The sequence below is a fragment of the Dietzia sp. JS16-p6b genome, assembly GCF_003052165.1.
Taxonomy (GTDB): Bacteria; Actinomycetota; Actinomycetes; order Mycobacteriales; family Mycobacteriaceae; genus Dietzia.
The window spans coordinates 500,822-513,442 of the sequence record NZ_CP024869.1 but is presented as its reverse complement, the minus strand read 5'-3'; the positions used below and the strand labels follow the sequence as shown (position 1 = coordinate 513,442).

General features: G+C 72.1%; 11 protein-coding genes. 7 read left to right on the top strand and 4 right to left on the bottom strand.

The features are described 5' to 3' along the window. Positions 1 to 29: 29 nt before the first annotated feature. Complete coding sequence (locus CT688_RS02290; protein WP_107755599.1) at positions 30 to 803, bottom strand: SurA N-terminal domain-containing protein; 774 nt, start codon at positions 801 to 803, stop codon at positions 30 to 32. Between the two features lie 152 nt (positions 804 to 955). On the opposite strand from CT688_RS02290, the gene CT688_RS02285 reads away from it, so the two are divergent. Beyond that, positions 956 to 2,488, top strand: coding sequence for an MFS transporter (locus tag CT688_RS02285; protein ID WP_107755598.1), 1,533 nt, complete (start codon positions 956 to 958; stop codon positions 2,486 to 2,488). 64 nt (positions 2,489 to 2,552) lie between these two features. Here CT688_RS02285 and CT688_RS02280 read toward each other — a convergent pair whose 3' ends face one another. Then, positions 2,553 to 4,622 carry an NADPH-dependent 2,4-dienoyl-CoA reductase gene (locus CT688_RS02280; RefSeq protein WP_107755597.1) on the bottom strand — a complete coding sequence of 690 codons (2,070 nt, stop codon included), beginning with the start codon at positions 4,620 to 4,622 and terminating at the stop codon, positions 2,553 to 2,555. An 82-nt stretch (positions 4,623 to 4,704) separates the two neighbouring features. Then, positions 4,705 to 5,811 carry a hypothetical protein gene (locus CT688_RS02275; protein ID WP_107755596.1) on the bottom strand — a complete coding sequence of 369 codons (1,107 nt, stop codon included), beginning with the start codon at positions 5,809 to 5,811 and terminating at the stop codon, positions 4,705 to 4,707. Positions 5,812 to 6,034: 223 nt separating this feature from the next. On the opposite strand from CT688_RS02275, the gene CT688_RS02270 reads away from it, so the two are divergent. Both CT688_RS02270 and CT688_RS02265 read left to right on the top strand, forming a co-directional pair. Next, positions 6,035 to 6,616, top strand: coding sequence for a CAP domain-containing protein (locus CT688_RS02270; protein WP_107755595.1), 582 nt, complete (start codon positions 6,035 to 6,037; stop codon positions 6,614 to 6,616). A gap of 138 nt (positions 6,617 to 6,754) precedes the next feature. Then, a complete protein-coding gene (locus tag CT688_RS02265; protein ID WP_107755594.1) occupies positions 6,755 to 7,300 on the top strand; it encodes a CAP domain-containing protein in 546 nt (181 codons plus the stop codon). Positions 7,301 to 7,428: 128 nt separating this feature from the next. Here CT688_RS02265 and CT688_RS02260 read toward each other — a convergent pair whose 3' ends face one another. Beyond that, positions 7,429 to 7,965: a TetR family transcriptional regulator gene (locus tag CT688_RS02260; protein WP_107755593.1), complete on the bottom strand. Its 537-nt coding sequence runs from the start codon at positions 7,963 to 7,965 to the stop codon at positions 7,429 to 7,431. A 118-nt stretch (positions 7,966 to 8,083) separates the two neighbouring features. Here CT688_RS02260 and bioB point away from each other — a divergent pair, with 118 nt between their 5' ends. Genes bioB through bioD form a run of 4 tightly spaced genes read left to right on the top strand, consistent with a single transcriptional unit; the run spans position 8,084 to position 12,597 of the window. Beyond that, positions 8,084 to 9,205, top strand: coding sequence for a biotin synthase BioB (bioB, locus tag CT688_RS02255; protein ID WP_107755592.1), 1,122 nt, complete (start codon positions 8,084 to 8,086; stop codon positions 9,203 to 9,205). A gap of 1 nt (position 9,206) precedes the next feature. Next, positions 9,207 to 10,538, top strand: a complete 1,332-nt coding sequence (locus CT688_RS02250; protein ID WP_107755591.1) for an adenosylmethionine--8-amino-7-oxononanoate transaminase — start codon at positions 9,207 to 9,209, stop codon at positions 10,536 to 10,538. Beyond that, the gene (locus CT688_RS02245; RefSeq protein WP_107755590.1) at positions 10,535 to 11,815 is read left to right on the top strand and encodes an 8-amino-7-oxononanoate synthase; all 1,281 of its coding nucleotides are present in this window, start codon (positions 10,535 to 10,537) and stop codon (positions 11,813 to 11,815) included. Before CT688_RS02250 ends, CT688_RS02245 begins: the two co-directional genes overlap by 4 nt. Then, positions 11,812 to 12,597 carry an ATP-dependent dethiobiotin synthetase BioD gene (gene bioD / locus CT688_RS02240; protein ID WP_107755589.1) on the top strand — a complete coding sequence of 262 codons (786 nt, stop codon included), beginning with the start codon at positions 11,812 to 11,814 and terminating at the stop codon, positions 12,595 to 12,597. The genes CT688_RS02245 and bioD overlap by 4 nt, the downstream gene beginning before the upstream one ends. Positions 12,598 to 12,621 lie beyond the last annotated feature (24 nt).

Genomic DNA, 12,621 nt, shown 5'->3' with positions numbered 1-12,621 from the left:
CGGACCCCGGCGCCTCACGGCCGGATCCGCTAGAGGTGCTCGGTCACGTCCGCACCCTCGCGCAGTTCCTCGGAGAGCATCTGCATGGCCTGCGCCTGCTGCTCTGCCACCAACTGCTCCTCGACCTCGTCGCGCACCTGCTCGAGCGGGGGCAGTCCACCACCCGCCTGGCCGCCCGACATCGCCTGCTGCTGCGCCAACTGCTGGTAGGCGGCCTCGATCTCCTCGTCCGTGGCGGAGAACTCGCCGTACTCGTCGACGATGAGCTTCTCCACCAGGAGCTGCTTCTCGATCTGGTCCATCACGTCGTCGCGGTCCAGCCCCTGCTCGCCCATCGCGGCGAAGAACTCGTCCTCGCTGGCCTGGTTGGACTCGGCGAATCCGGCGAGCGCGGTGTCGATCTCGGCGTCCGAGACCTCGAGTCCGCGTTCCAGTGCCTCCTGCCGCAGCAGCTCGCTCCCGACCAACCCTTCGAGGGTCTGCGCCCTGAGCTGGTCCTCGTCCACCGGCTGGCCGGTCATCTGCGCCCGCATGGCCATCTGCTGATACTGGCCCTCGAAGACGGTGACGAACTCGTCCTTGGTGATCTCGGTGCCGTTGACCTCGGCCACCGGATCGGGGATGTCGTCGGTGTTCGGGCCCGCGCCGTCCTGCGCGGGGTCGGTCTGCGGGTCGGCCTGCCCGGTCGCGGCGGTCGGCTCGGCCCGCGCGGCGTCGTCGCCGTCGCCCGGGGCACCGCAGCCCGCGGTGACGAGCACGGCTCCCGCAGCGACCGCGACCAGCCTCCTCGTGTTCTTCAGCACTCGATCTCCTGACGTTGATGGGTGCATCAGTCCGCCGAGGCTACACATCGGACTTAGGCGGGGCCTGTGCGCGGGACCCCTGAACGCGCGCGAATACGCCCGCTGCTCGCCAGCCGGCCGGCCCCGGTCGAACCAGGGCTACCATCGCCCGGGTGACCGACCACCCTGTGACTCCCGCGGCCGAACCGCCCGTGAGCACGGCACGGGTGCTCACCACCCTGATGGTCCCGCTGTTCATGGCGCTGCTCGCCCTGTCGGTGATCAACGTGGCGCTTCCCGTGATCGGCCCCGCTCTCGACGCCGGGTCCACCGGCCTGCAGTGGGTGGTCTCGGGCTATGCGCTGTCGTTCGGCCTGTTGTTGGTGCCGTCGGGACGACTCGGGGACGCGACCGGCCGCAAGCGGATCTTCCTCGCCGGCGTCGCCGTCTTCACCGCCGGGGCCGTCATCGCCGGGTTCGCCCAGAACATCGAGATGCTCAACGCCGCGCGGGTGGTGCAGGGCATCGGATCGGGGATGCTCAACCCGCAGACCTTCGGGCTCATCCAGAAGTACTTCCGCGGAGCGGCCCGCGCCCGCGCGTTCGCCACCATGGCCACCACGGTCTCGGTGGCCACGGCCTCGGGCCCCCTTGTCGGTGGCCTGCTCATCGAGGCCCTGGGCGACGACCTGGGATGGCGCGCGATGTTCTTCGTCAACGTGCCGCTCGGCGTGATCGCCCTGGTGCTGGGGCAGAAGTGGCTGCCCGACGACCGCGCGCTGCCCCGGACCGACCGCGACGGACGCGACGTCGGCGGATCGAGAGCGCGCGCCGGCGCGTTGGGCTACCAGGAGGACGACGGCGACGTGGTCGCCGCTCCGCCCACGCGTCCCAGGCGTCTGGACGTGGACCCGGTCGGCATCGTGCTGCTCGGGGCGGCCGTCCTCTCGGTGATGCTGCCCTTCCTCAACCGCGGCGCGAACCCCGCGATGTGGGCCCTGGTCCCGCTCGGGGTGGCCCTCCTGGGGGCCTTCGCCTGGTGGGAGCGCCGCTACGAGCTCATCGGTCGACCGCCGCTGGTCAATCCCGAGATCTTCCGCGATCCGGCGTTCCGCAACGGCATGATCATCGTCTCGATCTACTTCATGGGCGGGACCAGCCTGTGGATCGTCATGCCCATGTATCTGCAGTTCCACCTGGGGTACGCGCCGATCGACTCCGCGTTCGTGAGTCTTCCCGCCTCGATCTGCGCCGCGGTGTCCGCGCAGGTGGCGGGGCGTTTCGTGCTCACGCTCGGGCGGCGTTTGGTGATCGGGGGCTTCTGTCTCACCCTCACCGCGCTGGGCACGTTCATCCTGCTCGCGGGTCTGGTGGAGTCCGGTGCGGTGGGGTACCTGATCTTCATGGCGCCCGCCGCGCTGATGGGTACCGCGCAGGGCATGACCATCTCGCCCAACCAGACGCTCACGGTCCGCGCGGTCGACCCCGCGTACGGCGGGGTGGCCGGGAGCATCATCTCGCTGGGCCAGCGCATGGGCACCGCGATCGGCACGGCAGTGGTTCCCGGTGTGCTGTTCTGGATCGTCGAGTCCCAGGACGACTGGTTGCTGGCGTTCCGGGCGGCGCTGGGACTGATCGCGGTGTTGGCGGCGGGCGCGTTGGCGTTCAGCGTCGTCGACCGCCGCCGGGAGAAGCGCTGCGCCTGACTCAGGGGCTGAGTGAGGCTGCTGAGCAGAGCGCCTGCTCGCAGGCCTGGGGTGGAGCGGGGTCTCAGAGCCTCGCGGCCAGCTCCACGCCCTGCTTGATGGCGCGCTTGGCGTCGAGTTCGGCGGCCACATCCGCACCGCCGATCACGTGGACACCCGGTCCGCGGCTCTCCGCGCCCCGGGCCCGGATCAGCTCCTCAGCGAGATCCCGCACCGACTCCTGTCCCGCGCACACCACGACGGAGTCCACGGGCACCAACCGCGGCCGGCCGGCGTCGTCGAGGATGTGCAGCCCGCCGTCGTCGATCTTCTCGTAGGTGACCCCGGTGTACTGGTGCACGCCACCGGTCCTGAGCTCGGCGCGGTGGACCCAGCCGGTCGTCTTGCCCAGCCCCGTGCCGATCGAGATGGTCTTGCGCTGGAGCAGGTGCACCTCGTGGGCGGGATCCTCCAGGACGGCGGTGCCCAGCCCCGCGCGTTCGACGGCGGGATCCACCACGCCCCAGTGCCGCTTCCAGGCCTCTACGTCGGTGGAGTGACCATGGGCGCGGTGGCCGTCGAGGGCCAGTCCGGACCCACCGGCGAGGAGGAACTCCGAGACGTCCACCCCGATCCCGCCGGCGCCGATCACCGCGACGCGACGCCCGGGCCTGCGGGCACCGGTGAGCAGCTCGGGGTAGGTCATGACCATCGGGTGGTCGGCGCCCGGGATCGTGATCTCCCGTGGGCGGACGCCGGTGGCCACCACCACGTGGTCGGCGTCGCCCAGGTCGGCGGCGGTGGCACGTCGGCCCAGGTGGACGGGGACCCCGAGAACGTCGAGGCGTCGGCTGAAGTAGGCCAGGGACGCCGCGAACTCCTCCTTGCCGGGAACTCGCATGGCGTAGCGGAACTGCCCGCCGATCTCGTCCTCGGCCTCGTACACCTCCACCGACAGCCCTCGGGTCGCGGCCGCCTCCGCGCAGGCCAGACCGGCGGGACCCGCACCGACCACCGCCACCCGCCGGCGCGAGGGCGCCACGGTGAGCAGCAGTTCCGTTTCCCGGCCCGCGCGGGGGTTGACCAGGCACGACGCCCGCTTGTTGGCGAAGGTGTGGTCGAGACACGCCTGGTTGCAGGCGATGCAGATGTTGATCTCGTCCGCCCGCCCCTCGTCGACCTTGGCCGCGAACGCCGGGTCCGCCAACAGCGGCCGCGCCATGGACACCAGGTCGGCCTGCCCGTCGGCGAGGATCCGCTCGGCCACATCCGGGGTGTTGATGCGGTTGGAGGCGATCACCGGCACGCCGACGGTCTGCTTGAGCCGGGCCGCCAGGTCGACGAACGCCGCGCGGGGCACCGAGGTGACGATGGTGGGGATGCGCGCCTCGTGCCATCCGATCCCGGTGTTGAACACGTCGGCGCCCGCGGCCTCGAGGCGCTGCGCGAGCTCGGCGGTCTCGTCCCAGGTCTGGCCGCCCTCGACCAGGTCCAGGACGCTGATCCGGTACTGGATGAGGAAGTCCGGTCCCACCTCGGCCCGGATACGTCGGACGATCTCCTCCGGGAAGCGCATCCGCTTGCTCGCGCTGCCGCCCCAGCGGTCGGTGCGCTGGTTGGTTCGGGCCGCGAGGAACTGGTTGATCAGGTAGCCCTCGGAGCCCATGATCTCGACGCCGTCGTACCCCGCGCGCCGTGCCAGTCGAGCCGCTCGCACCCAGTGGTCGATGGTGCGCTCGACGCCGCGCGCACTCAGGCCGCGCGCCCTGAACATGCTGATCGGGGACTTGGTGGACGAGGCCGACCGCACGAACGGCTGGTAGCCGTACCTGCCTGCGTGCAGCAGCTGGAGCAGGAGGTGCGCGCCCTCGGCGTGGACGGCGTCGGTGAGGCCGCGGTGCTTGTCCGCCATCCGCCGACTGGCCATCATCGACCCGGCCGGCAGCAGCCAGCCCTGGATATCGGGCGAGAATCCGCCGGTGACCATCATGGCGGTGCCGCCGCGCGCCCGTTCGGCGAAGTAGGCCGTGAGCTCCGGCAGGTGCGCGCTCCGGTCCTCGAGCCCGGTGTGCATGGAGCCCATGACGACGCGGTTGCGCAGGGTGAGAGGCCCGACGACGAGGGGGCTGGTCAGGTGCGGGTGGCTGGAGCTCATGGGGCCTATTGTGCCCTGCCCGAGCCCGACCTTACTGGCGGGTAAGGTCGCGAAGTTCGGGAGTCCGAGTGCGTCACCGCTCTCAGTAGCGCAGGATCGCGCCGACGGAGTTCCCGTGCGGGAGCGCCTCGAGCACCACGAGCCGCCCGGACGTGGCACAGGTGTGGCCCACGGCGTCGTCGAGGTCCCCGGGCCGATCCTCCGGTCGGCAGATCGCCCCGGTGAGGATCAGGGTCTCCACCCGACCCTCCGCGGCGGCGGCGACGATCTCCCTCGGGTCACTGACCCCGAGGCCGGTCCCGAGCGCCTCGCCGAAACGCTCGGTCGCCGCGGCGGCGTCGGCGTTGAGGACCGGATGCACGAGCGGCCACGCCTTCTCCTTGAGCTCCGCACCGTCGCAATGATCGGGATTCCCGGCCACCACCTGGTCGAGCAGGTGCGGGTAGGACAGCTCGCTCCTGAGCATCGGGTGGTGCTCGGCCACCGCCGCCAGGACGAGCGGCCGTCGCTCCTGCCCCGCGAGGAGCTCGTCGATCCCCCCGGCCACCTGACGGAAGAACTTCTCGAGCATCACGCGGTCCACCTCACCCCCGGCGCCGTGCCCGTGGAAGGCGGCGGTGCCCCCGGCCGCCGCCTGGTGCTGCAGCTGGGGCTCGCGCTCGGTGCGCCCTTCGGCGTCCTCCATCGACGCCGGGGCGGTGCCGATGTCCCTCTCGTGGACCGACCCCCGGGTGGCCTCGAACAGTCGCACCGAGTTCTGGCTCAGGGCGAGGATCAGGAACTCGCCGTCGGCGACCGCGGCCGGGACGAGCGGACGGACGGCGAACGAGTCGGACACGTGGACAGTCTCGGGCATCTCGGTGTCCAGCCTGAAGACCCGCGCGATCCCCGGCGCGGCGTAGAGGGCCAGCCCGTGCGCCGTGTGCTGCCAGAAGGGGTCCTGCCCGCCCAGCTCGCGCAGCGGCGCGAGCAGCTCGGCGGCGTCCTCGGCGGTGGTCCCCCCGGTGACCAGCTCGGACTCCGCGCGGTCGAGCAGGGAACGCAGCCTCATCGGCCCCTCCCGAGTCTCCGGCCCGCCACGGTGGGTCGGCATGAAGACCGACACCGCGGGGCCGGAGGCGGTCCCGAGGGCCTGGAGATCGGCTGGGGTGATCTGATCGATGTTCCGGGTGCGTTGGATCGGCGTCATGGTTCCGACCGTAACGCCGATCACGGATCGGCGCCGGAGCTCGTGCTGATCGTTGTCGGTCAGAGACGTGAGGGCGCCTGCGCCCCGAAGTCCACTACAGGCGATGTAACGAATGTGACTGATGAGACGAAAGATGCGTAAGTGAACTCTCGACGGTAGTCTTACCGTCAACGATCCCCGCCGGGCCCGGCTCCGGCCGTCGCCCGAGGAAAGGACATGCCACGTGCGCCATCCCATCCGCTCCGCCGTCGTCGCGGGAGCCTCGGCCCTCCTGCTCGCCACCGGCGCGGGCACAGCGTCCGCCCAGGGGTCCGTCGAGCTCGCCCTCCCGTTCCCCCTGGACATCCCCGGCCTGGCCTCGCTGATCCCGGGCGCGACCGCACCGGGGGCCGCGACGGTGGCCGCACAGGACGCTCCTCTCGTCGTGGTGCCGCCCGAGGTCGCCCGGAAGGCGTTCGAAGGCAGCGTCGTCGCAGGCGTCAACGAGGCGCGCACCGCGGTCGGCGCCGAGCGTCTGGTCACCGACCCGGTCCTGTCCGTCGAGGCCGAGGTCCGCGCGGACCAGCTGGCCGCGGGCGACCCCACGACCGGCGATCTCCCGGTCCCCGAGAGCGGCGAGACCCGGGATCGTACGGTGCTGGCCCTCCCTCCGGAGGCCACACCCCAGAACGTGCTCACCGCCATGCTCACCGACACGGGCATGCGCGACCGCATGCTGGACGGAGAGTTCGCGAAGGTCGGGGTGGGCACCGCCACCGACGAGGAGGGTCGGATCCACGTGGTGCTGGACTTCGAACGGGGGTGACCGCTCCGGCGCACGGCCGGTTAACAGTGTGAAAATACGGCTAGATTCCCCAAGCCCACTAGCCCAGAACGGCTTTGGTCTCTACCGTGTTTCCTGCATGCCCTCCCCCTCGGGGCGTGCAGAAATGGAGTTCCTCCCGTGCGCCGCACTTCCCCTCGTTTCGTCAAGCCCCTCGCCGTCGTCGCCGCCGCCACCATGGCGGTCGGCGGACTGGGGGTTCCCGCCGCCTCGGCACAGCAGTTCCTCGTGCCCGGATCGTCCTTCGGATTGGCCGTTGGCGGCGGCGGCACCGCCCCGGCCCTCGATCCCACGAGCGCCGAGTACCGCCAGCAGCTCCATGACGCCACCAACGCCGCTCGGGTCGCCAATGGCCGTGCGCCGCTGCCGTCCAACGACGCGCTCGTCCAGCTGGCCACCGCCTGGAGCCAGGTCCAGGCGGCGGAGAACCGGATGTATCACAACCCCGACCTGCGTAACCAGGTCCCCAGCGGCACCACCCGCTGGTCGGAGAACGTGCTGCAGAACTGGCGCAACGCCACCCCGCAGCAGCTCGTCAACCAGTGGATGGCCTCGACCGGACACCGGCTCAACCTGTTGCGCACCGATCACACCTCCATGGGCATGGGTGTCGCCGTGGCCGGTGACAACAGGCTCTACGCCACGCAGGTGTTCATCCGCAGCTGAGCCGGGCCCGGGCCGGCGCCGACCCGTCGACAAGGACGTTCCGCACACGTGTCGCGAGAAGCGGGTGTGCGGAACGTCCTTGTCGACGTGCGGGCCCGGGCATGCGCCGGCCCGGCCGTGGCGCGGCGTCAGCCGCGGAATCCCGCCAGCAAGGCCTCGAGACCCTCGCTGAACCGCGAGTCATAGTCCACGCCCGGCATCGCGGGGTCCACGGCGGCGAGGTTGTGGTGGGTCTGCTCCTCGATCGTCACGCCCAGGACGTACGCGGTGAGCGCCGTGGTCAGGCCCGCCGCCCGGTCCTCGCCCCCGTGTCGAGCACCCGTGCGCGCGACCGCCCCGGCCACCGGGTTCACCGCACCGGCCGCGAGACCGAGCGCCACGATCTCGGCCCCGTCCGGCACCCCCGCGACGGCGTTCCGCAGCGCCCGGGTCACTCCGCGCAGCTCGTCGGCGGCCGACTCGCCGGCCTCCACCGGGGCCACCTCCGACAGGACCCGTTCGGCGACAGCGGTGAGCAGCGCCTGCTTGGACGGGAAGTGCCAGTACAGCGCGCTCGGCTGGACGTTCAGCCGGGTCGCCAGCGTGCGCATGGACATGCCCGGCAACCCCGCCTCGTGCAGAAGTCCGAGCGCGGTGTCCACGACGGCCGACTTGGTGAGTGCCACGACAGGTCACCCTATCGCCCCGCCCGCCGCTCCGACGCGCCTGCAACCTGAACGCTGTACAAGTCGGCGAATTCCCGCTACCTTAACGGCGTTCAATGAACGGCGTTCAGGAGGAACCATGGCCACCACGACCACCCGTTGGCACGAGCTCGCGGACCGCATTCTCGACGGCGGGGCGATCGACGCGACCGAGGCGCTCGCCGTGCTCGACTCATCGGACGCCGAGCTCATGGAGGTGGTCGCGGCCGCGTCCCGGCTGCGGTTCGAGCACTTCGGCAACAAGGTCAAGGTCAACTACCTGGTCAACCTCAAGAGCGGCCTGTGTCCGGAGGACTGCTTCTACTGCTCGCAGCGCCTCAACTCCACCGCCGGCATCCTGCGCTACACCTGGTTGAACACGGACGAGGCCGTCACCGCGGCCAAGGCGGGAATCGCCGCCGGGGCCTCGCGCGTGTGCCTGGTCGCCAGCGGCACGGGCCCGAGCAACCGCGAGGTCGGCAAGGTCTCCGACATCATCGAGGCCATCAAGTCCGACACCCCGGGCGTCGAGGTGTGCGCCTGCCTCGGCGCGCTCAAGGACGGCCAGGCCGAGAAGCTCTGCGCGAGCGGCGCCGACGCCTACAACCACAACCTCAACACGGCGGAGAGCCACTACGAGGAGATCTGCACGACCCACACCTACACCGACCGCGAGCACACCGTGAGCCAGGCGCACGGCGCGGGCCTGTCGGCGTGCTCGGGCTTCATCGCCGGCATGGGCGAGACCCGCGAGCAGCTGGTCGAGCTGGCCTTCGACCTACGCGCCAAGGGCGTCGACTCGATCCCGGTGAACTTCCTGCTGCCCTTCGACGGCACCCCCCTCGAGGGCGTGGACACGCTCAACCCGCGCGACTGCCTGCGCATCCTCGCGATGGTGCGGTTCGTCGCCCCCGACACCGAGATCCGGATGGCCGCCGGCCGCGAGCGCCACCTCGGCTACCTCCAGGGCATGGGCCTCTACGTGGCCAACTCGCTGTTCCTCGGCGACTACCTCACCTCCGAGGGCCAGCCCGGCGGTGAGGACCTGCAGATGATCGCCGACGCCGGCCTCGAGGTGCTGCAGAGGGAGGATGCCGCCGGGGCCGGCGAGGTCACCCACGCCGCCGCCCCTGTCACAGCTCCCGCCGCGCCGGCCACGCAGGAGAAGAAGGTGGCCATCCGCACGCGCGGTGCCGGCACCAGCGAGCCCGCGAACGCCTGACATGTCCGCCCCGCTGCGCCTCACCTCGTCCTCCGCTCCGAACCCCGCCACGCTCCTGGCCGCGGACGCCGAGCACGTGTGGCACCCGTACGGCGGGTTCCCGGCGTCCACGCAGCCGCTGCCGGTGGCGTCCGCGTCAGGGGTGCGGCTGCGTCTGGCGGACGGCCGCGAGCTGATCGACGGCATGAGCTCGTGGTGGGCGGCCATCCACGGTTATCGCCACCCGCACCTCGACGCCGCCGCGCACCGGCAGGTCGACACGATGAGCCACGTGATGTTCGGTGGCCTCACCCACGCGCCGGCGGTGGAGCTGTCGACCCGGTTGGCGCGGATGGCGCCGGGAGAGCTCAACAAGGTGTTCCTGGCGGACTCGGGATCGGTCTCGGTGGAGGTGGCCGCCAAGATGGCCCTCCAGTACCAGCGCTCGATGGGCCGCCCCGGACGCACCCGCCTGGCCACCTGGCGGGGCGGCTACCACGGCGACACCCTCGCCCCCATGAGCGTGTGCGACCCCGACGGCGGCATGCACTCGATGTGGCGAGGCGTGGTGGCCGAGCAGGTGTTCGCGCCCGCGCCGCCGGCCCACTACGACGAGGCCTACGTCGCCGAGCTCGAGCGCACCGTTCGCGAGCACTCGGGGGAGCTCGCGGGGATCATCGTGGAACCGGTGGTCCAGGGCGCGGGCGGCATGCGCTTCCACCACCCCGACTACCTGCACGACCTGCGGCGCCTGGCCGACGAGACCGGCGCGCTGCTGATCTTCGACGAGATCGCCACCGGCTTCGGCCGCACCGGCGCACTGTTCGCCGCCGACCACGCCGGGGTCGCGCCCGACATCATGTGCCTGGGCAAGGCGCTGACCGGCGGATACCTGACCCTGGCCGCCACGCTGACCACCGACCGGGTGGCCGAGGTGATCAGCGCCGGTGAAGCGGGTGGCCTGGCGCACGGGCCGACGTTCATGGGCAACCCGCTGGCGTGCGCGGTGGCGTGCGCGTCGCTGGACCTGGTGGAGTCCGGTGAGTGGCGCGAGCGCGTGCCGCGGATCGAGGCGCGCCTGCGCCGCGGCCTGGCGCCGGCGCTCGAGGTGCCCGGAGTGCTGGACGTGCGGGTGCTGGGGGCGATCGGCGTGGTGCAGCTCGACCGGCCTGTGGAGATGACGACGACGACAACGGCGATCACCTCCCACGGGGTCTGGCTGCGCCCCTTCCGGGATCTCATCTACACGATGCCGCCATTGGTCTCTACGGATGAGGAGATCGATCAGATCTGTGCCGCGGCGGTTCAAGGGGCAGCAGTGGCGGGAGCGGCAGCAGCGGGGGCGGGCCGATGAGCGAGCAGCTGACCACCACCCGGGTGCCCGCGGAGGTCGCTCGGCCCGCATCTGATCGCTCCCCCGCCCTGGACTGGCTCGACGCCGCCGCCGAGGACCGGGCGGCCCGGCACGTGCACCGCGAGTTGCGGCCCCGGCCCGCCGACGACCGGGTGATCGACCTGGCCTCCAACGACTACCTGGGCCTGGGCCGGCACCCCGAGGTGATCGAGGGCGCGGTCCAGGCGACCCGTCGCTGGGGGGCGGGCTCGACCGGGTCCCGGCTGGTCACCGGCACGACGAGCGACCACTCCGCGCTGGAGTCCGAGCTCGCCGAGTTCACGGGCACGCCGGCCGCGCTGGTGTTCTCCTCCGGGTACACGGCCAACCTCGGGGCGGTGACCGCGCTCTCCGGGCGGGGATCGCTCATCGTCTCGGACGGCGGTTCTCACGCCTCCCTGGTGGACGCGTGCCGGTTGTCGCGGGCGCGCGTTGTCGTCGTCGCCAGGGGTGACGTCGAGGCGGTCGCCCGGGCCCTGGCCGGGCGGGCCGAGGAGCGCGCGCTGGTCGTCACCGACTCGGTGTACAGCGCCGACGGCCACCTCGCGCCACTCCTCGCCCTCCACGGGGCGTCCCGGGCGCACGGCGCGGTGCTGCTGGTGGACGAGGCCCACGGGCTGGGCGTGCGCGGGACCGGCGGGCGGGGGCTCGTCGACGAGGTGGGGCTGGCCCGGTTCGAGGACGTGGTGGTCACGGCGACGCTGTCCAAGGCGCTCGGCTCGCAGGGCGGGGTGGTTCTGGCCTCGGAGCGGGTGCGCGAGCACCTCATCGACACCGCCCGCACGTTCATCTTCGACACCGGCCTCGCGCCCTCCAGCGTGGGCGCGGCGCGGTCGGCACTGGCAGTGCTGCGGAGGGAGCCCGAGCGGGCCCGCCGTGTGCTCGAGGTCGCCGAGCACCTGGCCGCGGTGACCGGTGCGGACCAGCCGCAGTCGGCGGTGGTGTCGGTGATCCTCGGGGATCCGTCTCGCGCCGCGTCCGCGGCTGCCCGCTGCGCTGAACTGGGCCTGCGGGTGGGCTGCTTCCGCCCGCCGTCGGTTCCCGAGGGCACAGCGCGTCTCCGGCTCACGGCGCGGGCCGACATCTCCGGGGCCGACCTCGCCCGCGCGAGCGACGTGCTCGCCCGGGTGCTCGAGGAACACGGTTACCTACTTCCCGACTCCTCGGCCTCCCCTGCCTCCCTCGGGGCCTCGCACTCCCCCGCCTCGACCGGGGTGTCCACCGGGGCCCGCGGATGACCGCCGCGGCCGCGCCTGTCCTCGTCACCGGCACCGGGACGGACGTCGGCAAGACCATCGCGACCGCCGCGCTGGCCGCGCTCGGGCGCTCGGCGGGCCTGGACGTGGGGATCTGCAAGCCGGTGCAGACGGGTCTCGCGCCCGGTGAGCCCGGTGACGCGGACGAAGCCGCCCGACTGTCGGGGGCCCGGCGCGTGCTGGAGGTACGGCGCCTGCCGGATCCGCTGGCCCCGGAGACCGCCGCGCGAGTGGCCGGGGTGCCGCAGGCGACACTCGACGACCTCCTCGCGCCGATCCTGCGGTGGCTCGGCGGCACGGACACCGGTTCCTCCGAAGCCTCTGCACCTGCTGAGGAGCCCACCACCCCGGCCGGCCGGCTGGACCTGATCGAGGGCGCCGGTGGTGTACTCGTGCGCCTGGGCACGGACCTCACGGTGCTCGATCTCGCCCGGTCGCTCGACGCCCCGGTGGTCGTGGTGGCCCGCGCGGGACTGGGCACACTGTCCGACACCGAGCTCACGGTCCGCGCGATCGAGTCAGCGGGGCTCCGGTGCGCCGGGATCGTGATCGGCTCGTGGCCGCACGACCCCGATCTCGCCGAGCGCTGCAACCTGGAGGACCTGCCCCGCCTGACCGGGATCCCGGTGCTCGGCCGGGTGCCCGCGGGGGCCGGTCGGCTGGATCCCGTGGAGTTCACCCGGTCCGCCCCCGCGTGGTTCGACTCCGGCGCCCTCGACGCACTCCGAGAGGTGTACCGGCCGACAACTGTTCCGACACCGTAGGCACGGCGGACCCAGACCGGATCC

Coding starts and splice junctions, on each gene's coding strand:
- CT688_RS02280 (WP_107755597.1), bottom strand. CDS start 4,622: ATGAGCTCCAGCCACCCGCACCTGACCAGCCCCCTCGTCGTCGGGCCT.
- CT688_RS02275 (WP_107755596.1), bottom strand. CDS start 5,811: ATGACGCCGATCCAACGCACCCGGAACATCGATCAGATCACCCCAGCC.
- bioB (WP_107755592.1), top strand. CDS start 8,084: ATGGCCACCACGACCACCCGTTGGCACGAGCTCGCGGACCGCATTCTC.
- CT688_RS02250 (WP_107755591.1), top strand. CDS start 9,207: ATGTCCGCCCCGCTGCGCCTCACCTCGTCCTCCGCTCCGAACCCCGCC.
- CT688_RS02245 (WP_107755590.1), top strand. CDS start 10,535: ATGAGCGAGCAGCTGACCACCACCCGGGTGCCCGCGGAGGTCGCTCGG.
- bioD (WP_107755589.1), top strand. CDS start 11,812: ATGACCGCCGCGGCCGCGCCTGTCCTCGTCACCGGCACCGGGACGGAC.